Annotated in this window: 22 protein-coding genes and 2 rRNA genes; 20 read left to right on the forward strand and 4 right to left on the reverse strand. The window is 41.8% G+C overall.

The annotated features are described in order from the left end of the window. The first annotated feature begins 174 nt into the window (after positions 1-174). The 4 genes from AC3KZC_RS00610 (at position 175) to AC3KZC_RS00625 (ending at position 9,313) form a co-directional block, all read left to right on the forward strand. Positions 175-3,061: ribosomal RNA gene (locus tag AC3KZC_RS00610) — 23S ribosomal RNA — on the forward strand. A 182-nt stretch (positions 3,062-3,243) separates the two neighbouring features. Next, positions 3,244-3,358 (forward strand): 5S ribosomal RNA (rrf, locus tag AC3KZC_RS00615). A 315-nt stretch (positions 3,359-3,673) separates the two neighbouring features. After that, complete coding sequence (locus AC3KZC_RS00620; RefSeq protein ID WP_490578362.1) at positions 3,674-7,690, forward strand: hybrid sensor histidine kinase/response regulator transcription factor; 4,017 nt, start codon at positions 3,674-3,676, stop codon at positions 7,688-7,690. 138 nt (positions 7,691-7,828) lie between these two features. Next, on the forward strand, positions 7,829-9,313 hold the full coding sequence (locus AC3KZC_RS00625) for a CsgG/HfaB family protein (protein ID WP_490578361.1): 1,485 nt from the start codon (positions 7,829-7,831) through the stop codon (positions 9,311-9,313). 42 nt (positions 9,314-9,355) lie between these two features. Here AC3KZC_RS00625 and AC3KZC_RS00630 read toward each other — a convergent pair whose 3' ends face one another. After that, complete coding sequence (locus AC3KZC_RS00630) at positions 9,356-9,751, reverse strand: hypothetical protein (protein ID WP_490578360.1); 396 nt, start codon at positions 9,749-9,751, stop codon at positions 9,356-9,358. A 236-nt stretch (positions 9,752-9,987) separates the two neighbouring features. Further along, positions 9,988-10,746, reverse strand: coding sequence for a LytR/AlgR family response regulator transcription factor (locus tag AC3KZC_RS00635; protein WP_490578359.1), 759 nt, complete (start codon positions 10,744-10,746; stop codon positions 9,988-9,990). A gap of 339 nt (positions 10,747-11,085) precedes the next feature. Between AC3KZC_RS00635 and AC3KZC_RS00640 the strand changes: the two genes are divergently transcribed. The 13 genes from AC3KZC_RS00640 to AC3KZC_RS00700 all read left to right on the forward strand — a co-directional run bounded on the left by AC3KZC_RS00640 (position 11,086) and on the right by AC3KZC_RS00700 (position 20,709). Further along, positions 11,086-14,031, forward strand: coding sequence for a TonB-dependent receptor domain-containing protein (locus AC3KZC_RS00640; protein ID WP_490578358.1), 2,946 nt, complete (start codon positions 11,086-11,088; stop codon positions 14,029-14,031). Positions 14,032-14,837: 806 nt separating this feature from the next. Beyond that, positions 14,838-15,149: a 30S ribosomal protein S10 gene (gene rpsJ / locus AC3KZC_RS00645; RefSeq protein ID WP_086745858.1), complete on the forward strand. Its 312-nt coding sequence runs from the start codon at positions 14,838-14,840 to the stop codon at positions 15,147-15,149. 27 nt (positions 15,150-15,176) lie between these two features. Beyond that, on the forward strand, positions 15,177-15,812 hold the full coding sequence (rplC, locus tag AC3KZC_RS00650; protein ID WP_490578357.1) for a 50S ribosomal protein L3: 636 nt from the start codon (positions 15,177-15,179) through the stop codon (positions 15,810-15,812). A gap of 14 nt (positions 15,813-15,826) precedes the next feature. Then, positions 15,827-16,432, forward strand: a complete 606-nt coding sequence (gene rplD, locus AC3KZC_RS00655) for a 50S ribosomal protein L4 (RefSeq protein ID WP_086745860.1) — start codon at positions 15,827-15,829, stop codon at positions 16,430-16,432. Beyond that, complete coding sequence (rplW, locus tag AC3KZC_RS00660; RefSeq protein WP_490578356.1) at positions 16,429-16,731, forward strand: 50S ribosomal protein L23; 303 nt, start codon at positions 16,429-16,431, stop codon at positions 16,729-16,731. Before rplD ends, rplW begins: the two co-directional genes overlap by 4 nt. A gap of 18 nt (positions 16,732-16,749) precedes the next feature. After that, positions 16,750-17,574, forward strand: coding sequence for a 50S ribosomal protein L2 (rplB, locus tag AC3KZC_RS00665; protein ID WP_490578355.1), 825 nt, complete (start codon positions 16,750-16,752; stop codon positions 17,572-17,574). 15 nt (positions 17,575-17,589) lie between these two features. Beyond that, a complete protein-coding gene (gene rpsS / locus AC3KZC_RS00670; RefSeq protein WP_009839230.1) occupies positions 17,590-17,868 on the forward strand; it encodes a 30S ribosomal protein S19 in 279 nt (92 codons plus the stop codon). Between the two features lie 11 nt (positions 17,869-17,879). Continuing rightward, a complete protein-coding gene (gene rplV, locus AC3KZC_RS00675) occupies positions 17,880-18,212 on the forward strand; it encodes a 50S ribosomal protein L22 (protein WP_490578354.1) in 333 nt (110 codons plus the stop codon). A gap of 9 nt (positions 18,213-18,221) precedes the next feature. Next, complete coding sequence (rpsC, locus tag AC3KZC_RS00680; RefSeq protein WP_490578353.1) at positions 18,222-18,929, forward strand: 30S ribosomal protein S3; 708 nt, start codon at positions 18,222-18,224, stop codon at positions 18,927-18,929. A 12-nt stretch (positions 18,930-18,941) separates the two neighbouring features. Beyond that, on the forward strand, positions 18,942-19,355 hold the full coding sequence (gene rplP / locus AC3KZC_RS00685; protein ID WP_009839227.1) for a 50S ribosomal protein L16: 414 nt from the start codon (positions 18,942-18,944) through the stop codon (positions 19,353-19,355). Continuing rightward, positions 19,355-19,546, forward strand: a complete 192-nt coding sequence (rpmC, locus tag AC3KZC_RS00690; RefSeq protein ID WP_009839226.1) for a 50S ribosomal protein L29 — start codon at positions 19,355-19,357, stop codon at positions 19,544-19,546. Before rplP ends, rpmC begins: the two co-directional genes overlap by 1 nt. Further along, positions 19,546-19,800 carry a 30S ribosomal protein S17 gene (rpsQ, locus tag AC3KZC_RS00695; protein ID WP_490578352.1) on the forward strand — a complete coding sequence of 85 codons (255 nt, stop codon included), beginning with the start codon at positions 19,546-19,548 and terminating at the stop codon, positions 19,798-19,800. The genes rpmC and rpsQ overlap by 1 nt, the downstream gene beginning before the upstream one ends. Positions 19,801-19,920: 120 nt before the next feature. Further along, complete coding sequence (locus AC3KZC_RS00700) at positions 19,921-20,709, forward strand: hypothetical protein (protein ID WP_490578351.1); 789 nt, start codon at positions 19,921-19,923, stop codon at positions 20,707-20,709. Here the strand turns inward: AC3KZC_RS00700 and AC3KZC_RS00705 are convergent. Continuing rightward, positions 20,693-21,115, reverse strand: a complete 423-nt coding sequence (locus AC3KZC_RS00705) for an RNA-binding S4 domain-containing protein (RefSeq protein ID WP_490578350.1) — start codon at positions 21,113-21,115, stop codon at positions 20,693-20,695. The genes AC3KZC_RS00700 and AC3KZC_RS00705 overlap by 17 nt on opposite strands. Before the next feature lie 356 nt (positions 21,116-21,471). On the opposite strand from AC3KZC_RS00705, the gene AC3KZC_RS00710 reads away from it, so the two are divergent. The 3 genes from AC3KZC_RS00710 to AC3KZC_RS00720 all read left to right on the forward strand — a co-directional run bounded on the left by AC3KZC_RS00710 (position 21,472) and on the right by AC3KZC_RS00720 (position 23,091). Continuing rightward, entirely contained in the window at positions 21,472-21,768 is a 297-nt protein-coding gene (locus AC3KZC_RS00710) for a hypothetical protein (RefSeq protein WP_490578349.1), read from the forward strand. Between the two features lie 117 nt (positions 21,769-21,885). Then, positions 21,886-22,599: a hypothetical protein gene (locus AC3KZC_RS00715; RefSeq protein WP_490578348.1), complete on the forward strand. Its 714-nt coding sequence runs from the start codon at positions 21,886-21,888 to the stop codon at positions 22,597-22,599. A gap of 120 nt (positions 22,600-22,719) precedes the next feature. Then, positions 22,720-23,091 (forward strand): nuclear transport factor 2 family protein, encoded by a 372-nt coding sequence (locus AC3KZC_RS00720; RefSeq protein ID WP_490578347.1) that lies wholly within the window; start codon positions 22,720-22,722, stop codon positions 23,089-23,091. A gap of 80 nt (positions 23,092-23,171) precedes the next feature. Here the strand turns inward: AC3KZC_RS00720 and AC3KZC_RS00725 are convergent, their stop codons facing one another. Beyond that, entirely contained in the window at positions 23,172-25,805 is a 2,634-nt protein-coding gene (locus tag AC3KZC_RS00725; RefSeq protein WP_490578346.1) for an ExeM/NucH family extracellular endonuclease, read from the reverse strand. Between the last annotated feature and the right edge of the window lie 251 nt (positions 25,806-26,056).

Here is a 26,056-nt window from a genome sequence, read left to right on the forward strand (position 1 = left end):
AAAGCTGATAGAAAAAATTCTTTGAATCGAAAGATTTGAAAGAGTTTTCAAAAGTAAAATTATGCCATTTGCATCGAAAGATGTGATTGGTGTCTACTTTAGTATTCAATATTTAACTTCTGGCGAAGTTTAAATCAGTCCTTTATATATAATTCAAACTATTTTGGGTTGTATGGTTAAGTGACTAAGCGTACACGGTGGATGCCTTGGCAGTTGGAGGCGATGAAGGACGTATTAACTTGCGATAAGCCTAGTCAAGCTAGTAAAAAGCGCTTGAGACTAGGATTTCCGAATGGGGAAACCCACCTATTTATAGGTATCATATGGTGAATACATAGCCATATGAGGCGAACGCGGAGAACTGAAACATCTAAGTACCCGTAGGAAAAGAAATCAACCGAGATTCCGGAAGTAGCGGCGAGCGAAACCGGAGCAGCCCTTAAGTTTATTTGTGATTAGTGGAATGTTCTGGAAAGGACAGCGGCACAGGGTGATAGCCCCGTACATGAAAATCTATAGTAAATGAAATCGAGTAGGTCGGGACACGTGTTATCTTGACTGAATATGGGGGGACCATCCTCCAAGGCTAAATACTCCCAACTGACCGATAGTGAACCAGTACCGTGAGGGAAAGGCGAAAAGAACCCCTGTGAGGGGAGTGAAATAGAACCTGAAACCGTGTACGTACAAGCAGTAGGAGCACCTTCGTGGTGTGACTGCGTACCTTTTGTATAATGGGTCAGCGACTTATATTTTGTAGCGAGGTTAACCAATTAGGGGAGCCGTAGGGAAACCGAGTCTTAACTGGGCGTATAGTTGCAAGGTATAGACCCGAAACCCGGTGATCTAGCCATGGGCAGGTTGAAGGTTGAGTAACATCAACTGGAGGACCGAACCCACTAACGTTGAAAAGTTAGGGGATGACTTGTGGCTAGGAGTGAAAGGCTAATCAAACCGGGAGATAGCTGGTTCTCCCCGAAATCTATTTAGGTAGAGCCTCGGACGAATACTTACGGGGGTAGAGCACTGTTAAGGCTAGGGGGTCATCCCGACTTACCAACCCTTTGCAAACTCCGAATACCGTAAAGTACTATCCGGGAGACACACGGCGGGTGCTAACGTCCGTCGTGAAGAGGGAAACAACCCAGAGCGCCATCTAAGGTCCCAAAGTGTATGTTAAGTGGGAAACGATGTGGAAAGGCCCAGACAGCCAGGAGGTTGGCTTAGAAGCAGCCATCCTTTAAAGAAAGCGTAATAGCTCACTGGTCGAGTCGGTCTGCGCGGAAGATGTAACGGGGCTAAACATACCACCGAAGATGCGCCTGCGTACTTTGTATGCGGGGTAGGGGAGCGTTCTGTAAGCCGTTGAAGGTGATTCGAGAGGGTTGCTGGAGGTATCAGAAGTGCGAATGCTGACATAAGTAACGATAATGGGAGTGAAAAACTCCCACGCCGGAAGACCAAGGGTTCCTATCCCATGTTAATCAGGGTAGGGTGAGTCGACCCCTAAGGCGAGGCGGAAACGCGTAGTCGATGGGAAACGGGTTAATATTCCCGTACTCGACATGAATGCGATGGGGAGACGGAGCAGGCTAGGCAGGCATGGCGTTGGTTGTCCATGTGAAAGTAAGTAGGTTGGAGACTTAGGTAAATCCGGGTTTCCTTAAGACTGAGATACGAGACGAGCTACTACGGTAGTGAAGTTGTTGATGCCATACTTCCAGGAAAATCCTCTAAGCTTCAGTTCATGTGGAATCGTACCCCAAACCGACACAGGTGGTCAGGTAGAGAATACTAAGGCGCTTGAGAGAACTCGGGTGAAGGAACTAGGCAAAATAGTACCGTAACTTCGGGAGAAGGTACGCTGCTGACGGTGAAGGGACTTGCTCCCGGAGCTGTTGGCAGTCACAGTAACCAGGTGGCTGGAACTGTTTATTAAAAACACAGCACTGTGCAAAATCGCAAGATGACGTATACGGTGTGACGCCTGCCCGGTGCCGGAAGGTTAATTGATGGGGTTAGCGGCAACGCGAAGCTCTTGATCGAAGCCCCGGTAAACGGCGGCCGTAACTATAACGGTCCTAAGGTAGCGAAATTCCTTGTCGGGTAAGTTCCGACCTGCACGAATGGCGTAATCATGGCCACGCTGTCTCCACCCGAGACTCAGTGAAATTGAATTTGCGGTGAAGATGCCGTATACCCGCGGCTAGACGGAAAGACCCCGTGAACCTTTACTATAGCTTGGCACTGAACATTGAACCTACATGTGTAGGATAGGTGGGAGACTTAGAAGCAGGAACGCTAGTTCTTGTGGAGTCGTCCTTGAAATACCACCCTTGTAGTTTTGATGTTCTAACGTAGGTCCCTAATCGGGATTGCGGACAGTGCCTGGTGGGTAGTTTGACTGGGGCGGTCTCCTCCTAAAGAGTAACGGAGGAGCACGAAGGTTTGCTAAGTACGGTCGGACATCGTACGGTTAGTGTAATGGTAGAAGCAAGCTTAACTGCGAGACGGACAAGTCGAGCAGGTACGAAAGTAGGTCATAGTGATCCGGTGGTTCTGAATGGAAGGGCCATCGCTCAACGGATAAAAGGTACTCCGGGGATAACAGGCTGATACCGCCCAAGAGTTCATATCGACGGCGGTGTTTGGCACCTCGATGTCGGCTCATCACATCCTGGGGCTGAAGTCGGTCCCAAGGGTATGGCTGTTCGCCATTTAAAGTGGTACGCGAGCTGGGTTTAGAACGTCGTGAGACAGTTCGGTCCCTATCTGCCGTGGGCGTTTGAGAATTGAGAGGGGTTGCTCCTAGTACGAGAGGACCGGAGTGAACGAACCGCTGGTGTTCGGGTTGTCATGCCAATGGCACTGCCCGGTAGCTACGTTCGGAATCGATAAGCGCTGAAAGCATCTAAGCGCGAAGCGAGCCTCGAGATGAGTTCTCACTAGAGCTATAAGCTCTCTGAAGGGCCGTTGGAGACTACAACGTTGATAGGTTGGGTGTGGAAGCGCTGTGAGGCGTTAAGCTAACCAATACTAATTACCCGTGAGGCTTAACCATACAACACCAAAGTGGTTTGTATGAAGCACTGATGAATAGCAAGAAGTTAGATAGAACTAAAGTAGACGAATTGAATATCAGCCTTCCGAATTTATGGTTCTGAATTTATCAACACCTTCCATGGCGTTGACCCTAACGGGCCGCACTAAAGTGCGTTAAATTTTGTTCCAGACAAAATTTTGCTTGGTGACAATAGCGTTTTGGACCCACCTGATCCCATTCCGAACTCAGTAGTGAAACGAAACAGCGCCGATGGTAGTGTGGGGTTACCCATGTGAGAGTAGGACATCGCCAGGCTCCTAATAAGAGAAACCCGTTGCAGCAATGCAGCGGGTTTTTTGCTATGTGCGTTTTAAATTGTCCATTTTAAAAAACTGAGTAAATAACCTCAATATTGAATAATAAACCAATCTCACGCAGCCCTTTTCAACACTGTAAAGTTTAATGTTAATTTAATGCGTTGTTCAACCTCTTATCTAGAACTGTGGTTAAATAAATACTTGATTACTTACTGAAGTTATAAATAGTCTCAACTCATTGAATCTGTTTCTAAATAGTTATATCGTTTCTATTTAATCGCCTTACTAAGGTGTGATTGACTTAAGGATAACGATGTCATCATTCATTTCTTTGCTTTTTTGTCTTTTTCTTCTGTTGTGTCCGTTTTTATCGACCGCTGTACTGACTGACACCGCCTATTTTGATCGTTATAACGTTGAGCATGGCATTTCACAAAACAGTATTACATGTAGTATTGAGGATTCTTTTGGTTTTGTTTGGTTTGGTACGCAAAACGGGCTCAATCAAATGGATGGCTATGGTGCAAAAAAATTCAAGCCAACTGATTATGGTGGCTCAATTCAAGGTAATTGGATTACGGCTTGCGCACACGATAATGCAGGCAATCTTTGGTTCTCAACTGCGACCACAGGGCTCAACCGATACGATGCACAGACTAGCTTCTTTACTTCATATGATACCCACTCACACAATGCTCAGCTTAATGATGATAATTTATTGTCTTTGTTAGTTGATAACTCGTTTTTATGGATTGGTACCAGTAATGGCGGTCTAAATCGGTTAGATTTAACTACGATGGATGTCACCGTCTTTAACAGCAATCTTGCACCGTTACGAGAAATTCGATCTTTAGTGAAAGATCATAATGATGTGCTATGGCTTGGAACCGCACGCGGTCTTTATTATTTGGATAACAGCACTCAGACAATAGAACGTTTCTCTGTCGAGAAGAACAATGACGCCTTAGATACTTTAGCGGTTTGGGCGATTGCAGAAGATGTACACGGTACACTTTGGGTCACTGGTCGAGGTGGCAGTGTTCGCATTGATGCATCTCGTAAAGTCATTAAACATCTCAATATGCCAGTAAAGTCAAATCAGTGGGGCACCAGTGTATTAAATACACCAACAGGGATTTGGCTGGGAACCTACGGTGCAGGTGTTAGCCGCTATAACTTTAGTGGTGAGCTTGAACAGCAGTATGTATATGATCCAACTGAAAAAAATAGTCTATCTAATAATTACATTTTATCGTTATACCAAGATTCTAAAAAGAATATTTGGATTGGAACAGATGGTGGGGGCGTCAATCGTTTTTTGCCCACTCGGCAATTGTTTCATCATCAAAAAAACATCCCAGATTTAGCTGATTCACTCAGTCATAGTTTTGTTCGTGCAATTACTCGTGATCATGACAATACCCTTTGGGTTGCAACTCGTGAGGGGTTAAATAAACAATTGTCAGGAGAAGCTCAGTATCAGCGCTATTTTCATCAAAAGGAACAAATTAAGTCATTGCCTGCTGACAATGTATTTGCATTATTTTCATCAGCAAGTCATGGGCTCTGGTTGGGCACTTATGGTGGTGGTTTGGCGCGGTATGACACTAACTCGGACAGTTTTATTCGCTATCATCACGACTTAACACGCAATGATAGCCTAATTTCAAATCGCATCTACGCGATAACCGCTGCAGATGAACAGCGCTTATGGTTGGGTAGTAATTCAGGTTTAAGCTTATTTGATCCACAAACAGATAGCAGCCGCCATTATCAACATGATGAAAATCAGGTTAATAGCTTGAGCGATAATGTTGTTTTTTCAATATTAAAAGATAGGAGTAATCAAATTTGGGTTGGCACTCGTGCTGGTTTAAATCTTATGAAGCAAGATGGCTCAGGGTTTAAGCATTATCAACAAGGTCGCGATCAGTTAACTGCAAACATGGTCACTGCTTTACATCAAGATAATGATGGGTTTATTTGGATTGGTACCATGCGCGGTTTGAATCGGTTAGATCCTACCAATGACGATATTATTCAATTGACTGAACAGCAAGGCTTAATAGATGAAAATATCTTTGCCATTGAAGAAGATAACTTAGGCTTTTTATGGATAAGTTCAAATAATGGCCTAATGCGTATCAATAAATCTGATTTATCGATTAGTCATATAAAAGCCGAAGCTGGGTTACAAGACCGCTCTTTTATTTTGGGGGCATCTTATCAAGATAGTAACGGTCGTTTGTATTTTGGAGGCGTAAACGGTTTTAATGAATTTGACCCCATAGCAGTTACTCCTGCGAAAGCGCCGCCTAGCGTACATCTAACTAAGTTTTTGTTAATAAACCAAGAAGTTAAAGTGCATCAAGCATCGAGTGAAGGCGATTTTTATCTTGAAAAGCATATAAATAGCATGAGGGATATTGAACTTACACACAGTGATACGCTCTTTAGTTTTGAATTTACTTCAGCACAATCTTTGGACCCTCAACCCCTTGAGTATGCATATCAACTACGCGGCTTTGACCAAAATTGGCTTTATACTTCAGATCAAAAACGTTTTGCAACTTATACAAACTTGCCCGCCGGTACCTATCAATTTGGTGTTAAAGCGCGTTTTCAAGATGGTCAGTGGGGGAGCGAAAAGCAACTCAACATCCTTATTAAGCCAGCGCCTTGGCTGACTTGGTGGGCGTATTGTGTTTATTTTACTGTAATTACGAGCGTATTATTTTTGCTGCTTTGGTTGATTTATCGCCGTAAGCTTGCTGAGCGTGAAAAACAGCATAGTTTGCAGTTAATTGCTGCTAAAGATACCTTTTTAGCAACTATTTCTCATGAATTCAAAACACCTTTAACGCTAATATTGGGCCCGTTAGCAGGTCTTATTGCACGCCATACACACTCAACCGATCAGGTTGCCCTAAAAGGCATTGCGCGAAATGCCGAGCGGCTTTTGCTACTGGTTAATAATGTGCTAACGCATCAATCATTACGAAATGAGCTGAGTACACCTCAACCCGTTGAGTTGTCTGCGCTTATCGTCAGCCACTTGCAAAGTTTTGCTGTGTTGGCTGAGCAGCATCAGGTTAAGCTGCTTTTTAATCTAGCTGAATCGCCAAAGTGCGTTGTGGATTTTATTCCAGACGCCGCTGATCAACTGTTGTCGAACTTGCTTCATAACGCGATTAAATTCACTGGGTCCGGTGGTGAGGTTGAAGTGCAACTAAGGTTAAACGATGGGTTTTGCGATTTAATTATTCGTGATACTGGGGTAGGTATTGCTGAGGATGAACTCGACGCTATTTTCGAGTCAGGCAAACGAGGACGTTTGAGTGAAGGTAAAGACGGTTTTGGCTTGGGTTTGGCAATTGTAAAAGATATCGTAACAGGGCATCAAGGCGCGATTACCCTCAAGAGTGAAAAGGGTCAAGGCAGCGTCTTTACTGTCTCATTACCAATCGCAAGTAAGGTAGTGGAGCAAGAGGAAAATTCTTATTTAATCAGCGCGCTAGATTCTAAAAAAGCGTTAGAGCCTGAATTTAAAATACTCATTGTCGAAGATAATACTGAACTAAGGCGTTATTTGGTGTCGATACTTGAACCGTATTTTAGCTGTTTTGTGGCAGCGAATGGTGAAGTGGGCTTGGCACAAGTTGCAGCGATAGCTCCTGACTTAGTGATAAGTGATGTGATGATGCCCATTATGTCGGGTTTTGAGTTTTTGGCACAATTACGCAGTGAACTTGAAACCTGTCATATTCCAGTTTTAATTTTATCGGCTTACGATAGCCCTGTAATGCGAAAAGAAGGTTTTGATTTATTAGCCGATGAGTTTTTAGCTAAACCTTTTAAAGAAGATGTCTTGTTAGGTCGAGTGAATAATTTGTTGAGTTTGCGCTCTCTGATTAAGCGCAGTAATTTAGCAATGAGCCTATCAGGAACTATGATTGTTCAGACCGATAATGAAGCCCGTTTTTCCACCCGAGATAGCCAGTTCATTTCACAATTAAACGACGTATTAGCCGTGCACTTTAGTGATGTTGCGTTATCACTGGAGCAATTGGCGGGTTACCTTCATCTTACCGAGCGGACACTGCAAAATAAAACCAAAGCATTATTTGAAATGAGTCCAATGGATTATGTACGTGAGTTTAGATTGGAGAAAGCCAAAGTTCTTCTTGCTGATACAGATATGGCCATTGGTGTTGTGGCTCAATCAAGTGGCTTTAATTCACAAAGTTATTTTGCACGGTGCTTTAAAGCAACAACGGGTATGTCGGCAAAGCAGTATCGAAATTTGCAGCAGCAAAGTGTGTTGAATTAGGTACTTTTCGTTGCAGTGCAAAATAATTTCGTTTCTGTACTACTTGCAAGGCACTGTTTCTTATAAATTATTCCTATTGTACCAGCTGGGGTGACTTGCTTCAGCTTTCTTGCGTTTGAATAAGAAAAAGGAATATTTGTGCAAATACGTCATTTTCGTCCGCTATTAATAGCCTCAGCCATCACGAGCTTGGTTGCTTGTCAAAGTACTTCAACTCAAGTTACTTCAAATACCAACACACCGAATGTGAACCAAGTTCAACAACAGCAATATAATGGTGCAAAAGCACGTATTGCAGTGTCGCGATTTACTGATCAATCAAATAATAGCCATTGGTGGTCAAAAGAAATTGGCAATGGTATGTCTGATCAATTAACCACCGCATTGGTCGGTACTAATCGTTTTATTGTATTAGAAAGGCAAGCATTAGATGCGGTGTTATCTGAGCAAGATTTAGTGACCGCTGGGCGCGTTAATGCTAATTCGGGTGCTGCATTTGGTGAAATTGAAGGTGCTGAAATTGTTATTGTTGCCTCTGTTACTGAATTTGATGATAAAGCATCAGGGGGCAGTTTAGGTGGAGGTGGTTTTTTAGGTGATATGGTGCAGTCTGTGTCAGCAGGGCTTTCAAATACACATATGGCAATTGACTTGCGCTTAATTGATACACGCACTTCACGCATTTTGGCTGCAACAACCGTTGAAGGTGGCAGTAAAGACTTTGACTTGACGGCTGCAGCGACCAATTTTGGTAGTTCAATTGTTGGAGGGAATCTAAGTGCGTGGTCCAATACGCCAAAAGAAAAAGCACTGCGAGAAATTATACAAAAAGCGGTTGAGTTCACTCTGACGCAAATTCCAGAGGTTTATTATCGTTATAATCAAGATAACAGCTTAGTTGCAGGAGCTGTAGCACCTCAGGTCGTGGAAAAAAAACAGTACGCTAACTCAGCTCCACCATCGGGTTCAACACGCGATGATGAGTTAGTGGGCCATAGTAAAAATCGTGTTGGTTCGTTTGATTCTGTTAAAGTTTCTATGGCGCAAGCTCAGCTAAATTGCCTTGGCTATATTGACGATCAAGAAGCTGCAGGAAAATATACACCTAATACCGTTGCTGCGATTAAGCGATTTCAGCAAGAATCAAGTTTGACAGTCAATGGTACCCTTGATGATCCAACTTACAAGGCCTTAGGCGATACCGGTTGTGTTAATAATTCAGTGCAAAATGGCATTAGTATGATAGCAAGTGCATTTGCTGGGGTGGCTGCAAATACGCCAGATGAAGATGATTTTTTGGATAGTGCGGTACGAAGTGATCAACAGCGCGGTCGCTTGAGTGTTGCACAGCAGCCAAGTAGTACGGGTATGACCGAAATTGAAGTGGTCGCACGTCATCAAGAATCGGGTACCTCATTAAATCAGGCCATAGGTGCTATTTTTAAAGTAGAAGCGAACGGTGAATTAGCAAATAAACCTGATTATCTAAAAGCTCAAGTAGCAGAACCCGTTAACAGTGGTCGTTATTATTTAAAATTTGCGGCTCTTGATAAATTTTACGCCAGTGGTGAAGTTGTACTGCAAAGAGGCGTAAAAAATATCGTAAGTGTTGAATTAGAATAGACCAATCGATAATTACCATGCTGCTCAAAAATAGCATGGTAATTATGGTTTAATTAATTTGTATTCTTGGCAAATATTACTGATACACAGAGTTTGTGGGGCAAGTATATTTTGGCACGTTGCAAGGGCCTGATTATTTTTGTTGTACATTTGCTCGAAGCTGGTGATCTCAGATGCGAGATGTTCAGCTTGTTCAATCGATGTGTTTTTACTTGAAAATATTAAATACCCACTTGCACCACCGCATGCTTTTTCACCTAATGGTAATACTCTGCATTGATAGCTTGCATCACAGCTCTTGTCTTTTGTTATTTCAGCCAGTTTTTGCTCAGCTTGAGTCATGGTCTGAATTTGGTTGTTGGTATGCTCGGGAGTGGTAACGCTACAGGCAGAAAGCGTCAGTAAATAACCAAAACACATTACAATTATTTTTTTCATTGGAAACCTTAACTGTCCGATGGGTATTAAATACTTTAAAAAACCAATGGCCGATTCTGCAACAGGTCAGTAACGAGCATAGTAACAATATCATATTATTTGTCAGACCGTTAGGGTAAAAAGAGAGGTTGAATAATCTCATCCAAAGTGCAAAAAACTGAAGTTAGCTCGTATAATTGGACTTGTTTTGCGAATGAGTATCAGGCTAGGGAAGTTATTAATGGGCGCTGACCTTATTATATCAATATTCCTACCATAGACTCTTTATAGCGACGTGATAAATTAAGTGACTTACCATTACGTAACGTGATCAAATAATCACCATTATCGGTCGGTTTTAGTTCGCGTATAGATTGTTTTTTTACAATTGCAGAGCGGTGAATGCGTATAAAGCCAAATGCACTTAGCTTTTTTTCCATTGTATTTAAGGTTTCACGATGAAGGAGTGGTCGCTCATCATCGACCAAGTGTAACTCGACATAATTTCCAGCTCCACCTACCCACATAATGTCATCTGCTTCAATAATTCTAATTCGGCCTGAGTCTTTGACAATGAGAGGATCTTTTTTAATGGTGGGTTGACTTTGCATCTGCTTAAGCATGTGCTCAATTTGCTGTAAGGGTGATAAATCAACGGCGCCTAATTGAATCGCGAGTTTAGCGATACACTTTTCGAACCGCTCTTCTGTTACAGGGCAAATCAGGAAGTCTACAGCGTTTAGCTCAAATGCGGTTGCGCCAAAATCACTGGTATTAGAAAAGCACACTACATGTGTATAGCTTGGTAAGTTGTGTAGGTGGTGACCTTGACTTTTAATTAATTCGCTACAGATAAAAAGGACATCAGCTTGCATCGATTGGCAGATCTCTTTTGCTTCTAAACTATCAAAAGCAAGTGCCAATGCTTCGAACTCTGGGTGTAGTTTCAAAAAATCAATAATATGACGACGAATTGGTTCAGCACCTGCTGCGATCACGACACTAAATTTACGCATGAAATTAGTTCCTTTAATAAGACCAAAAATAACCAGTCGAAATATACCGAATTAGGAAATAAGATAAACTAAAAATTATGTCATTTGAGTAAACGATTGTAACAAAATGAAAGTGAATACTCGCATTATACCGCTTTATTTTTAATGAGTTGTTAATCTGTTACAAAGTGATTTCTTATCCCTTAATGTCATCCGCTTGAGTTGAGTTTGCCGCCTCTTATGTAATTAAAGTAGATACAATTACAATACCTCATTAGTTTGGCAACCTAGCAATTGTAAGTTTATATAAGTAATCGCTAAACAATTGTAATAATAATGAAAACTCCAGGGAGAAAGTCTGTGTCTAAATTAAGTTATAGATTTAAGCTATCAGCGTTACATTTAGCTGTTGGTTCAACATTACTATCAGGTGTTGCAGTAAACGTGCACGCAGCTGAAGAAGGCGCTAAAGCAGTAGAGCGTATTGAAGTGACTGGTTCTCGTATTAAGCGTACAGACATGGAAACAGCGCAACCAGTACTTACAATCACGACTGAAGATATTGATCGTTCAGGTTTAAGTGGCCTGAATGACGTTTTAAAAGAAATTTCAACTAATGGTGCTTCATTAGGTTTACAAACAAACAACGGTAATACATCTGGTAGTTCAACAGTTAACTTACGTAACTGTGGTTCAGCTCGTACCTTAGTATTAGTAAATGGCCGCCGTTGGGTTGGTGGTTTAGGTGGTAATGTTGACGTATCAACTATTCCACTTGCTGCTGTTAAAACGATTGAAGTATTAAAAGATGGTGCATCATCAGTTTATGGTACAGATGCAATTTGTGGTGTTGTAAACGTTATTACACGTAACGATTTCGATGGCGCAGAAGTTAAAGCTTACGTGGGTGAAACATCAGAAGGTGATGGTCGCCGTGAAAGCTATTCAGCTACATTCGGTAGCACAAGCGATAAAGGTAGTGCGTTAGTTAACGTGAGTTACACGAAGCAAGAAGCTATCATGGGTGGCGATCGTGAGATTTCGTCAGTACCTATCTATGGTTTACCAGCAAACATTTCTGGTTCAGGTGGTCGCGCAAGCCCGACTACGCCATATGGCGGTTTCAATGTTAATTTAGATGGCCAAGGTAATAAGCGTTACACTCTTAAGCAAGATGCGCAAGGTTGTTTGCCTAATCAATCGTGTGCAGGCCAAATTGGTGATTTTAAAGTTTATGACTCAACAACTGATGGTTATAACTATGCACCAGTTAACTTTATTCAACAGCCGTCTGAAACATTAGCACTCTATGGTCAAGCATCTTATGAAGTTTATGATGATGTGCTTTGGACTGTTGAAGCAATGTACAATGAGCGTACTTCTAATGCACAGTTAGCTGCTCAGCCTTTAGGTGGTATGGTTGTATCAAAAGACAGCGTTTATAACCCATTCGGTCAAGATATTACCGGCGCTTCTTTTAGACCGATCGTTGCTCCACGTGCTTACTCTGCATCAGCAACAACATGGCGTTTTAGCACTGGTCTTCAAGGTGATTTTAATGCGCTAAGCCGTGATTTTACATGGGATGCTTCAGCTACTTATGCTGATAACAATGTAATTTTGCTTAAAAATGGTTTCTTCCACTCTGGACGTGTAGCGGAAGCTTTAGGTGCTTCATTCATTGATAGCGATGGTATTGCACGTTGTGGTACAGCGTCAAAAGTAATTTCTGGTTGTGTGCCATTTAATATTTTTGGTGGTCCAGATGGCGTTACACCAGGAATGATCGATTATTTAACAGTATCACCACGTGACATCACTTATACCAAAATGTGGGATTACACCGCCAATATTGGTACTGAGTTGTTTGAATTACCAGCAGGTCCAGTGGGCGTTGTTGTTGGTACTGAATTCCGTCGCGAATCAGGTTTTGACTCACCAGAGCCGTTAACTGTGTTAGGTCAAGTGCTAGGAGATAACGCTTCTACACCAACAAAAGGTGGCTTTAACTTAAGTGAATATTATGCAGAAGCGAATATTCCTTTACTAGCCGATATGCCATTTGTAGAGTCGTTAGAGCTTGGTTTAGCAACGCGTTATTCTGATTATTCAAACTTTGGTACAACAACAAACTCAAGTGCTAAATTATCATATCGCCCAAGTTCTGAATTACTTGTACGTTCAAGCGTGAGCCAAGGTTTCCGTGCGCCATCATTAAGTAATTTATATCAAGGTCAAAGTGATAGCCGTCCAAGTGCAACAGATCCATGTAGCATTACTTCTTCTTCATACAAGACGATTCCAGCTGTTCGTGAACGTTGTGCTGCTGCGGGTGTTTCAACATCATTTGTACAACAAGATCCACAATTTCGCGCTATCGTAGGTGGTAATCCAGATACACAACCTGAAACATCAAAATCATACACTTTAGGTTTTGTATATAGCCCAGAGTCGATTCAAGGTCTGGGTGTGAGTGTTGACTGGTACCGCATTGAAATCGAGAACTTTATCGGTTCACGTTCTGCGGCCTCTATTGCAAATCGCTGTTATCAACAAGGTTTAGATTGTAACTTGATTACACGTGACTTTACCGGTGCTTTAAATGGTAATGTTGGCGAAATAAGTCGAATTGTTAGTACTACAATGAACTTCTTAGGTGGTAACCACCGTGAAGGTTTAGATTTTAACATCGATTATCGTTTCACTAATGACATGGGTAACTGGCGTGTTAACTCAGATACGGCTTATGTTATTTTTGATGGTGATATTGGTAAGTTAAAAGAAGGCGAATTAAGTAAAGATTTAAGTATCTCTGGTGGTAATAGTGCGGGTAGCTTAAGTTCAGGCGCGTCAGGTGGTGGTTCAAACCACAGATTAAAATCTAACTTAACGTTATCTTGGAGTAATGATGATTTTGCTGCTTCAATAACTGCGCAATATTTATCAAAATTGGTTGAAAGCTGTGCGGGTATTGTTTCAGCAGCAAATGGTCTAAACCAACCTGAGCTTAAAAACTTATGTTCAGATCCAGATAACACTGGTAACACTTACCGTCTAATCCCAGGTACAACAGATGTGGAAGTGACGAAGGATGTGTTACAACCAGAAAATACACTTAGCCCAACAGTTTATTTTGATACTCAAGGTAGCTGGTATACACCATATAACAGCACCGTGACTGTGGGTATCCGTAACTTATTAGATAAAGAGCCACCAAAAGCGTACTCTGCTTTTGCTAATACATACGACCCAGCATACCGCACACCAGGTCGCTTCTTCTATGTAAGCTACACGCAAAAATTCTAATCAATTAGATTGTTAAATTTGAAACCCCCGATATCGGGGGTTTTTTTTGATTAAAATTTATCAAGATATTGAATTCAAGTTAGATTGATGAGTTATGATTCTCTAGCTAGAGATGTCGTGGTAATAAGACGAATTGACGCACCAATAGCTGACCGGTAATACGTCAATACAGCACAGTTAATATTTGAAATAGCTGCCTGAAAAAGATTTATTAGTCAGTGTTCTGGCTAAGCATCTAAGAGCTTTACTCCGCAGTTGCATAGGCTTTTAAAGGCTAGCTAGGTAAATTTACAAACACCTGCAGATATAACATGTTCACTCAAATCGGTTGGCGTTTATAAAAGCCATCCAATATTAAGATTTATTATCACCGATAACCCTCTAGAGCCTGCCGATTGTCACTTGTGCATTGCCCTACAAGGTAATCAAGATAATATGGATAACAAATCGCATTTCGATTTTTCTTTGGATCAAGTGAGGGGAATTATCCAACCCCTCACTTCTCTCTACTATAGTTTCAGGCTAAATGTTTTAAATCCTACTTCTTTATAAAGTAATTATTTTATAATATCTGTTGCATTTATCACCAGTATAACTATAATACGCAGGCTTTCATTAATATCAGTCTCTGAATTAAGTGAAAGGAACTATGTAGCTTGGATTTCAAGCTAATAAACAGGAGCTCCGATTTGGAGTTCAACGGTAAGAAATAATTAAATAACCGACTTCTAATTCTATTTAGTAAGTTTCGGGTGTTTTTTTATGCTCTTTTTAAAATGCTCTTTATTTTTTGAGGTTTAAATAGAATGTCAAATCAACGCATTCGTATTCGCCTAAAAGCTTTTGACCATCGTTTGATTGACCAATCAACGTTGGAAATAGTGGAAACTGCGAAACGCACTGGTGCTCAGGTACGTGGTCCAATCCCATTACCTACACGTTTCGAGCGTTTTACAATACTTACTTCACCGCACGTAAACAAAGATGCGCGTGATCAGTATGAGATCCGCACCCATAAACGTCTGATCGACATCGTCGAACCAACTGACAAGACTGTAGACGCTTTAATGCGCCTAGACCTTGCAGCTGGTGTTGATGTTCAGATCAGCCTGGGTTAATCGTAAGATTAGAGAGGTTTTAGGAAAATGGCATTAGGTCTAGTCGGTCGTAAAGTGGGCATGACTCGTATCTTCACTGAAGATGGCGTATCTATCCCAGTAACCGTAATCGAAGCAACTCCTAACCGCATTGCACAAATCAAAACTGATGCAACTGATGGTTATAATGCGCTTCAAGTTACCGCAGGCACTAAAAAAGCAAGCCGCGTAAACAAAGCAGATGCGGGTCACTTCGCAAAAGCTGGCGTTGAAGCGGGTCGCGGTCTGTGGGAATTCCGTCTATCTGGCGACGAAGGTAGCTTCGAAGTTGGTAGCGAAATCACAGTAGAATTATTCAATGACGTTACTAAAGTTGACGTTACTGGTACTTCTAAAGGTAAAGGCTTCCAAGGTGGTGTTAAGCGCTGGAATTTCAGAACGCAAGACGCTACTCACGGTAATTCACTTTCTCACCGTGCTCCAGGCTCAATTGGTCAAAACCAATCACCTGGTAAAGTATTTAAAGGTAAGAAAATGGCTGGTCACATGGGTGCTGAGCGTGTTACGACTCAAAACCTTGAAGTTGTTCGTGTTGACGTAGAACGTAACTTGTTACTTGTTAAAGGTGCAGTTCCTGGTTCTATCAACGGCGACGTGATCGTTAAACCTGCTGTTAAAGCTTAAGTCGGAGATTAGTGATGGAATTAACATTGAAAGACGCGTCAGGCGCTCTTGAAGTTTCCGAAGCTACTTTTGGACGTGAGTTTAACGAAGCTCTAGTACACCAAGTAGTAGTTGCTTTTGCAGCTGGTGCTCGTCAAGGTACTCGTGCTCAGAAGACACGTTCTGAAGTAAGCGGTGGCGGTAAAAAGCCGTGGAATCAAAAAGGTACTGGCCGCGCGCGTGCTGGTACAATCCGTAGCCCAATTTGGCGCTCGGGTGGTGTGACGTTTGCAGCTAAGCCGCAAGATCACAGCCAAAAAGTAAACCGTAAAATGTATCGCGGTGCGATTAAAAGCATTTTGTCTGAATTAGTTCGTCAAGAGCGTTTAATTGTAGTTGAAAGCTTTGGTATTGAAGCTCCAAAAACTAAGCATTTAGTTGCTAAGTTAAAAGAGTTAGAGCTTAAAGACGTACTAATCGTAACGGAAGAAGTTGATGAGAACTTATTCTTATCTTCTCGCAATCTTTATAAGGTTGACGTACGTGACGTAGCTGGCATTGATCCAGTAAGTCTAATCGCATTCGATAAGGTTCTTATTACTGCAGCTGCAGTTAAGCAACTTGAGGAGTCGTTAGCATGATCCGTGAAGAGCGTTTATTAAAGGTTATTCTAGCCCCACACATTTCTGAAAAAAGCACTAACAATGCTGAAGCGAACAATACGATCGTTTTCAAAGTTGTTAAAGATGCAACTAAAGCTGAAATTCAAGCTGCAGTAGCAAAGCTTTTTGAAGTTGAAGTAACAGGTGTGCGCACTTTGAACGTTAAGGGTAAAACCAAGCGTACTGGTGCTCGTTTCGGTCGTCGTTCAGACTGGAAAAAAGCCTATGTTACTCTTAAAGAAGGCAGCGAGCTAGACTTTGTCGGCGGCGCCGAGTAATTAAGGGGAGTTAGAATTATGGCACTTCAAAAGTGTAAACCTACTTCTGCGGGTCGTCGTCACGTAGTTAAAGTGGTTAACCAAGATTTACATAAAGGTAAGCCATTTGCACCACTATTAGAGAAAAACTCTAAATCAGGTGGTCGCAATAACAACGGTCGTATCACGGTTCGTCACATCGGTGGTGGTCATAAGCAACATTACCGTTTAGTAGACTTTAAACGTAACAAAGATGGTATTCCAGCTGTTGTTGAGCGTTTAGAATATGATCCAAACCGTACAGCGAACATCGCTCTTGTATTATATGCAGACGGTGAGCGTCGTTACATCATTGCACCAAAAGGCTTAAAAGCTGGTGATCAAATCCAGTCTGGTGTTGATTCACCAATCAAGCCTGGTAATACGATGCCAATGCGTAACATGCCTATCGGTGCTACGGTTCATAACGTAGAATTAAAGCCTGGTAAAGGTGCGCAAATCGCACGTTCAGCGGGTTCTTACGTACAAATCCTTGCTCGTGAAGGTCAATACGTAACATTACGTCTTCGTTCAGGCGAAGTTCGTAAAGTTGAGTCTGATTGCCGCGCGACACTTGGTGAAGTAGGTAATGCAGAACATATGCTTCGTTCACTAGGTAAAGCTGGTGCTAACCGCTGGCGTGGTATCCGTCCGACAGTTCGTGGTGTTGCCATGAACCCGGTAGATCACCCACACGGTGGTGGTGAAGGTCGTACATCTGGTGGTCGTCATCCTGTAACTCCATGGGGTGTACCGACTAAAGGTAAGAAGACACGTTCGAACAAGCGTACTGATAAATTTATAGTACGTCGTCGTACTAAGTAATATTGAGGAATAGCCATGCCACGCTCTCTCAAGAAGGGTCCTTTTATAGACCTACACTTGCTGAAGAAGGTAGAGAAAGCTTTGGAAAGCGGTGACAAGAAGCCAATTAAAACTTGGAGCCGTCGTTCAATGATCATCCCTACAATGATCGGATTGACCATTGCTGTCCATAATGGTCGTCAACACGTACCTGTGTTCGTAAGTGACGAAATGATCGGTCATAAACTAGGTGAATTTGCACCTACTCGCACTTATCGCGGCCATGCTGCAGATAAGAAAGCGAAGAAACGATAAGGAGTTGATAAATGCAAGCATTAGCTAAACATAAATTCGCCTCCGGTTCGGCGCAAAAAGCGCGTTTAGTTGCTGATCAAGTCCGTGGACTTCCAGTAGACAAAGCGTTACAAATCCTAGCTTACAGCCCTAAAAAAGCGGCTGTGTTAGTGAAGAAAGTGCTAGAGTCAGCTATCGCAAACGCGGAGCACAACGAAGGTGCCGACATTGATGAGCTACGTGTAGCTACGATTTTTGTGGATGAAGGTCCATCAATGAAACGTATTCTACCACGTGCTAAAGGACGCGCTGATCGCATCCTTAAGCGTACAAGTCACATCACTGTAGTGGTTTCTGATAACTAGGAGTTTAACATGGGACAAAAAGTTCATCCTACTGGTATTCGCCTAGGTATTTCTAAACCTTGGGTGTCTACTTGGTACGCGAATACTAAAGATTTTCCTGAAATGCTTTTTGGTGATCACAAAGTACGTACATTCCTTACTAAGGAATTGAAAGCGGCTTCTGTGTCTAAAATCGTCATCGAGCGTCCAGCTAAATCAATCCGAGTAACAATTCACACGGCTCGTCCTGGTATTGTTATCGGTAAAAAAGGCGAAGACGTAGAGAAATTACGTCTTGTAGTATCTAAAATTGCAGGTGTACCGGCTCAGATCAATATTTCTGAAATCCGTAAGCCAGAATTAGATGCAAAATTAGTTGCTGACAGCATCGCATCTCAGCTTGAGCGTCGCGTTATGTTCCGTCGCGCTATGAAGCGTGCGGTTCAGAATGCAATGCGCATTGGCGCTAAAGGTATCAAAGTTGAAGTTAGCGGTCGTTTAGGCGGCGCTGAAATCGCACGTTCTGAATGGTATCGTGAAGGTCGTGTACCTTTACATACTCTTCGTGCAGATATTGATTATTCAACTTCTGAAGCTTTAACCACTTATGGCATCATCGGTGTAAAAGTTTGGATCTTCAAAGGCGAAGTGATCGGTGGTTTACCACTGAAACAACAAGAGCAAGAGAAGCCGGCCAAACCACGTGCACCGAAGAAAGCCAAAAAAAGTGCTAAGTAGAGGTAGCGAGTAATGTTACAGCCAAAACGTACAAAATTCCGTAAAATGCACAAAGGCCGCAACCGTGGTTTAGCGCAAAACGGTAACAAAGTAAGCTTCGGTAGTTTCGGTTTGAAAGCTACTGGTCGTGGTCGTATGACTGCTCGTCAAATTGAAGCAGCTCGTCGTGCTATGACACGTCACGTAAAGCGCCAAGGTAAAATTTGGATTCGTGTTTTTCCTGATAAACCAATCACAGAAAAACCGCTTGAAGTTCGTATGGGTAAAGGTAAGGGTAGCGTTGAGTACTGGGTTGCTGAAATTCAGCCAGGCCGTGTACTTTATGAAATGGAAGGTGTTTCTGAGCAAATCGCTCGTGAAGCATTCGACCTTGCTTCTCGTAAATTACCATTCAAGACAACTTTCGTAACTCGGACGGTGATGTAATGAAAGCTAGTGAACTTAAAGACAAAAATGTTGAAGAGTTAAATACTGAACTTTTAGCTTTACTTCGTGAGCAATTCAATTTGCGCATGCAGTCAAGCACTGGTCAATTAGCTCAAACTCATTTGCTAAGAACAGTACGTCGCGATATCGCGCGTGTTAAAACAGTTATTAACCAGAAGGCAGGTCAATAATGAGCGATACAATTCGTACTCTTCAAGGCCGTGTAATCAGTGACAAGATGGAGAAATCTTTCGTTGTTGCTATTGAACGTCAAGTGAAGCACCCAATCTATGGTAAATTCATCAAGCGTACTACTAAGTTACACGTACATGACGAAGCAAACGTAGCTAAAACTGGTGACGTGGTTACAATCCGCGAATGTGCACCAATTTCTAAGACAAAATCTTGGACTTTAGTTAGCGTTATTGAAACAGCTAAAGGTTAATTTTTAAATTAACGTTTAACTGAAAAAGCCCTGCCATCTGGCGGGGCTTTTTAATGGCTGAAATATGGAACTAAACCAATGCTTTCATACTCATAAAGGACTTAATGAGTAGGAGTTAGTGTGGTTAAAGGAAATTATAGAGCATGGATTATATCAATAGGGCTCCATGTTATTCTCATTGTTGTGATTGCAATACAGCCAGTTGCTGTACTAGATTCAAACCCTGCGCCGGTTATGAAAGCGTATCTCAGTGTTAATCTTTCCTCATTACCCAAAGTCATACCGCCCTTAGAAAAAGCCACTATCGATGAAATTAGCCCTTCTACTGAGCTGACAGTTACTAAAGGTGAAAAAACTATCAAGCGCGTGGATACTCATCAAGAGCAACAATCAAGTGACAGCAAGCTGCGAGATGCCAAAGCAAAACACTTTGCGCCACAAACACAAACAGGCCCTGAAGAAAGTGATTTATCGGCATTTACTAAAGAATCTGCAGGACAAAACTTCCCCACATTTGCCACACAAGGCAATAAAACGGATTTTAAAAAGCTTAATCCTTTTGCCGCTTTACCTTTTTCGGCTACGGATAGTGTTTTAAAACAAGATAAGGAAAGGTTTGAGCACTTAAAACAAAAATCACAGGTTCAACAGACGATTAATGATCGTATTACCGTGCCAAAAGCGCATTGGAATGAACAAAAAAGCGAAATTATTGCGACAAGCGACGGTGGGACAAAGCGAATCGAAAGGTGGCAAGGAAAGTGCTATAACGTTGACTTGACAACGGTATTTGGCAAGTCAGGAATGCCCCAAGGTCGGCCGGGGCTCTGCCCTGGCGACAAGTCAGACAATCAAGTTCTTTTTGATAATAGCCTGAACAAATGGAGCCGGTTTAGCCAAAAGAAATAGGCTTGCGGCCAGTGCCATTGCTTGGGGCTTTTGGTTGGTTATTTTTTTGATTTTGCGCTGGTTTATTTTTGGTTTTGTTTGCTTGTTTGCTTGTTGCAGGTTTGTTCGCAGCTTTTTTTGGTTCGGTGATAGGGTTGTGCTCTTGGGTGCTTGCGCAAGAGCGTTCAGCTGGTGTAACACCGTCAGCTAAGGTTATTTCAAACAATTCACCATCAAATTGTAAAATATCACCACCATAAATTTTTTTACGTTTTTGCACACAGACTTCGTCATTAAGGCTAATAAAGCCGTTGGTAATAAGCATTTTTGCTTGGCCGCCACCTTCAACAAGATCCAATATTTTAAGAAGTTTACACAACTCAATAGGCTCTTCTTCTAGTTCAATGATGATATTTGCAGTGGACATGGGGAACTCGTATGTAGGATTAAGGTCAAAACAAAAACTGATTATACCTGAGTTAAAAATAACTTACGCACAAAAGCGAGTTTTCTTTTAATCAGGTAAGTGTGTCATCTACGTATCATCTTTGCAGAGTAAAGTGCACCGCGATAGCACGGCGTTGCACGGAGTTAGTTCAACGTGAAAAATTGTTACATTTGTGTACCTTTACATGTTTTTGCAAAAGGCGTAAAAAGTAGGCCGAGCATGTATAAAAATAAATGTTAATAGTTGGAATGAAGTTTGCTTTGTTGAATTTAGGCTTCAACTTGGCGTTACAGCTTAGCCAATCATTTTCAATAAATTGCCATTAGGAGTGGATTGTGGGAATCAGACTTTCACTTAAAAAAGAATTGATGGGTAATGCCCTTGGCCAAATTACCGCAGAGGATGTCAGGCAAGGTTTGTCGCTTGCGATGAAAATAGATCCGAGCCTTAGCCAAATTAACTTTGAATTGATGTCGCGATTTAATGATAATCACGCCAAATTACAATATCAACAAACGCCTTGTGAGCCGCAACTAATTGCACAAAAGCATCGTTTATTTAACGAGCTGATGTATTCAAAAGAGCAAATGCAATCTTGGGTGCAACACAATGGTGGTGCTATTTCGTTATAATAGACGTCCATATAGCAATTAATAAAAAGGAGCATGGCTCCTTTTTTCATGTTATTAAGTAGCAATTTAGGTATTTTTAACTTAGATTACACTTGTAATCAAAGTTTGGAGCCTTAAATGAAATTGCAATTATTGCTTGTAGCTACCTTATTATTAGTCGCCTGCCAGCAACGGCCTCATATTTATATCACCAATCAAGGTTATAGTGATGGGCTAATAAATCGATTGCTTGCCAACATCAATCAATTTGATGCCGATGTTACCGTGACAGACTTAAGTATGCCTGATGAGTTTTCAGATACTGCCATTTTGATGCATCCGGTTATGCACGACCCTGCGATGCTTGCAGGCATTGAAAGTGCTTTAATCGCTGCAGGCTTTTCTAAACCTCATTATTATCCGTTTGCTCAAGGCTTGCACTTTTATAATGAATCCAGCATTGGGGTGTATTTACGTAATCCTGCGGCAAAAAATTATTATAAAATGCCACGCTATCTGCGAACACAATATTGTAACTGGGCCGATGCAACGGCTGCTTTTTTAGCAAATGGTCAATTTATATTTGAGTACGAATTAACAAATCAAATCAAAAAAAGCGATCATAATAAAGAAGGTGACTTTGATTTGCAAAAGCTTGAAGGTGAGTGGTCGCTTGCAAATAATGGGCTATTGCAGCTTAAAAGTGGAACTCAGGTTTTGCAGCACTATACGCTTAGCCATGGTGAGCGCGATACTTTTTTTGGCATGCAACCCGCTGATATTTTTACCCCACAATTACAAAGTGATAAGTTATTTTTAAATTGTGAGCTAGTGATTATTTATGGTGAATAAACAGGAGTTACACGCTTGTCTAAGCTGGGTTTTATCGTTAAAAAGGCGTTTCTAAAATTCATATCTCACTTTATGCTATGCCTGAGTATTGGCTTGGTATCTCATGTGCAAGGAAAAGAAATGCCAACATTAACCGAAGAAGAAAATGTAACCATACAGATTGTTGATTTGCAACTACAGGCTTATAACAATCAGGATATTAACGCGTTTGTCGCGACCTATCACGATGATGTTGAAATCCATGCTTTTCCTGGCGGGTTGCAATATCAAGGTAAGGACGAGTTAATTAAACGTTACGGTAAAAAGTTTGCTCAATTGAAATGTCTTAAGGCTTCCTCAATATCGCGTATGGTGCAAGGTCGGTTTTTGGTTGACCACGAACTGGCGCAGTCATGCAGTGAGCGTGCTGATGAAGTTGACCGAAGTATCAAAGTGATTGCTGCGTATGAAATAGTGGATGGCTTGATTAAGCGGGTTACCTTTATGCGTTAGAGAATCAGACTGACGTTTGAGAGTCTCGTTACGCAATAAAAAGGCTTCACTAGGAAGCCTTTAAAATTTGTTTATTTCACTTAGTTTTTAGTTGCTCTGTAGCTTAACTTAACATCAGCATAAGGTAAGAAACCACGAGTACGGACAAACCATTTACCTTCAGCAGGATCATCAAATTGACAGCTTTCGTTGTTGCCCCAAACATACGGGCGGCAATCATATTTGAAAAAGTTGGGTTGCTTGCCTTGGCGTACATATAAATCCGCTTCACCGCGCCCGCCACTGATACTAATGGTTAAGTTGTCAAAACCAGCTGGTAAGTCAATTTGATAGTTATTCCACCAAAACCAGCCCGTTAAACCAGTGATTTCACCTTCGAATACTGTAGGTTCAGCGGCTGTTTTAACTTCAATTACAATAGGGTCGTGATCTGATGCACGGTAAGCGTTGTTGGCATACAGGCTTACTTTCTGCTGCTCTGTTTTATATTCCTCGTTGTAATCAAGAATAATGGGTTCATCAGCGTTAATGTGCCAATCTGCGATCCCTGTTACTTTCTGTGCCATCGTACTACTTGCCAGTGCATGATCTAAACTGCCCATTAACCCTTGATAGATATATGAGTAATCATAGGTGTTACCATGAATGGCTTTTTTTAGATTAACAAAACCATTATTTTCATACGTGGTGATTGGATCTTCCATGGCGTAGGCATTCATATCACCTAAAATAACCACATCAGTGTCATCAAGGGTGGTTGGATTTGTAGCAATCCATTGTGTTAACTGGTTTACCGCATTAACGCGGGTAGCATTCCAACAGCCTTGGCCATCACCTGAGTCCACATCGCCATCAGTTGCTTTGCTACAACTGCCTTTTGAACGTAAATGAGCAACAACAACTGAAAAAATTTCATCATGTGATAAATCTTTGAAGCTTTGCATCATAGGTGGGCGATTGCCATAATCAAACGGTTCAGCTGTAGTAAATGCCGCTTGGCCAACTTGTTCAATGCGCGCGGTACGATAAATCATTGCAGACATGATTTGGTCTGTGCCCACTTGTTCGGCATTAAAGTTAACAAATGCAAACTGATCTGCACCAGCAATGGCGTTGAGGCCATTTACTAAATCTTGTAATGCGCTTTGTGGGCCAAAGCCATCATTTTCCATTTCCATCAAGCCAATAACATCAGCATCAAGCGCTAAAATAGCGGTAATGATTTTATTGCGCTGGCGTTCGAACTCAGCAAGTGAATCCGCACCTCGGCTAGTTGGGAACCCACCACCTAGGCCATCACCGTTAAAGTAATTAAGTACGTTAAAGCTTGCGATGCGTAAATCGCCTATTTCGGGCAAATCAATCACTTCAGGTCGCGGGTTGCTTGCAACAAAAGTCGGTGTTGCTGTGGGTTGAATGCGATATTGGCTAAAGCTGTAAGATAAAATACCTTCAATTCCGGTTACTTGATCGCCCGCCCGTAACGTGTTGTAAGCATCAAGTGCAGGGCTTGGGTAAGCTATCGGGTCGCTATTTTGTACATTTGAAGCATCATCAAGCGTGATTACTTTTAATTGATTTGCCGATTCAACCGCTTTGGCAGCTTCTCCCGGAGTGGCAATTTGTGTTGATTGGTATAAACGCTCAGAGGCAAGTTTTAATTCACCAAAGCGACCTAAACCATAGTTATCAGTTACAAATAAAGGTTGATTTAAAGCAATGCTCATCCCCTCAAATGCTTCTAAATCAGTCACTGAATTAACCGGTAATGACAATTGAATCGCTGCCGGAACTGCAGCGGTACCACACACTTCAAGCGCTGAAATAGTCGCTAATTGGGTCTCATTGTAGGCTTCTTTTACAGTGGCACGAACGCGGATTAGGTCACCGACATTCACATCATCAGCGGTGTAAGACACAAAAATACCTTCAGAAGTCAGCGGATCTTGGTCTATATCGCTATCGAGCGTTTGAATAAAAAAGCCTTTTAATTGATCTGCAGATTGAAAATCTGCGGTTACAATCGCTTCAACTTCAACCACTTCACCGACTAATGGGCTGGCGTCCCCTGTACTTTGGATTGCATGGATCTTAGTCGCTGGATTACCACACACTAAAGGCTCTACTGGGTCAACAGGATCTGTACCACCATTGCCGCCATTATGAAGGCCTAAACCAGAAAAATCGTCTTTAGCAAAGTTTTCCCATTCGCTATCAATAACAAATTCAGCTTGAGCGTCTGTGCGACCGACAGCCACATTCCCTTTACGACGCAGAGTACGATCACTGCTTGCAACGCCGTTGTTGTTCCAACTCGAACCTGGATCAAATCCAACTTGGCCAAAGCTATCAATAATCGCACCCGCTTTTTCAAGTGTAATGGTGTCATCACCATTAAACCAGCTGCCTCCTTCGACTACAGTGGCAACAGCCAATAAGTCAACGACACCACTCGAATGTGCCACGACAAAAGTACCTTTAGCTGCAATATCGCCAGAAAGCGTCAAGGTACGGCCTGCGGTTGTGGCGCCATTAAAAAAATATTTGAGTTGGTAGTCTGCTAAGTTAACAGCAACATCGCCCGAGTTATATAATTCAATGGCTTTATTGTTGCTACTACCTTCGACGTATTCTGAGATAAATACTTCAGCGTGAAGTGGTGCGAGGGTAGCGGCAATAATTGCTGCTAAAGGTGCCAGTTTTAGTTTTGACATTATTTTATTCCTGTTGTTGAACAACATGTTGATTGCGTGAAAAAGCCCCATAAATGGAAAGCCAGTGTAAAAACTCTAAGTTACATTTTCATTACAATTTGCGCAATATTAGGAACTGTTAAATTAGTAAGATTACCAAAGTTTAAATTCAGGTTGTTTTATTCGTATTTTATCAATAAAAAGCAAAGATTATCTTTTCGTTATCTAAGATTATTTCATTTTTAGATGGAGTGTTATTAAATAAAAAAGCG

This window comes from Pseudoalteromonas sp. J2K-J031 (genome assembly GCF_058197095.2).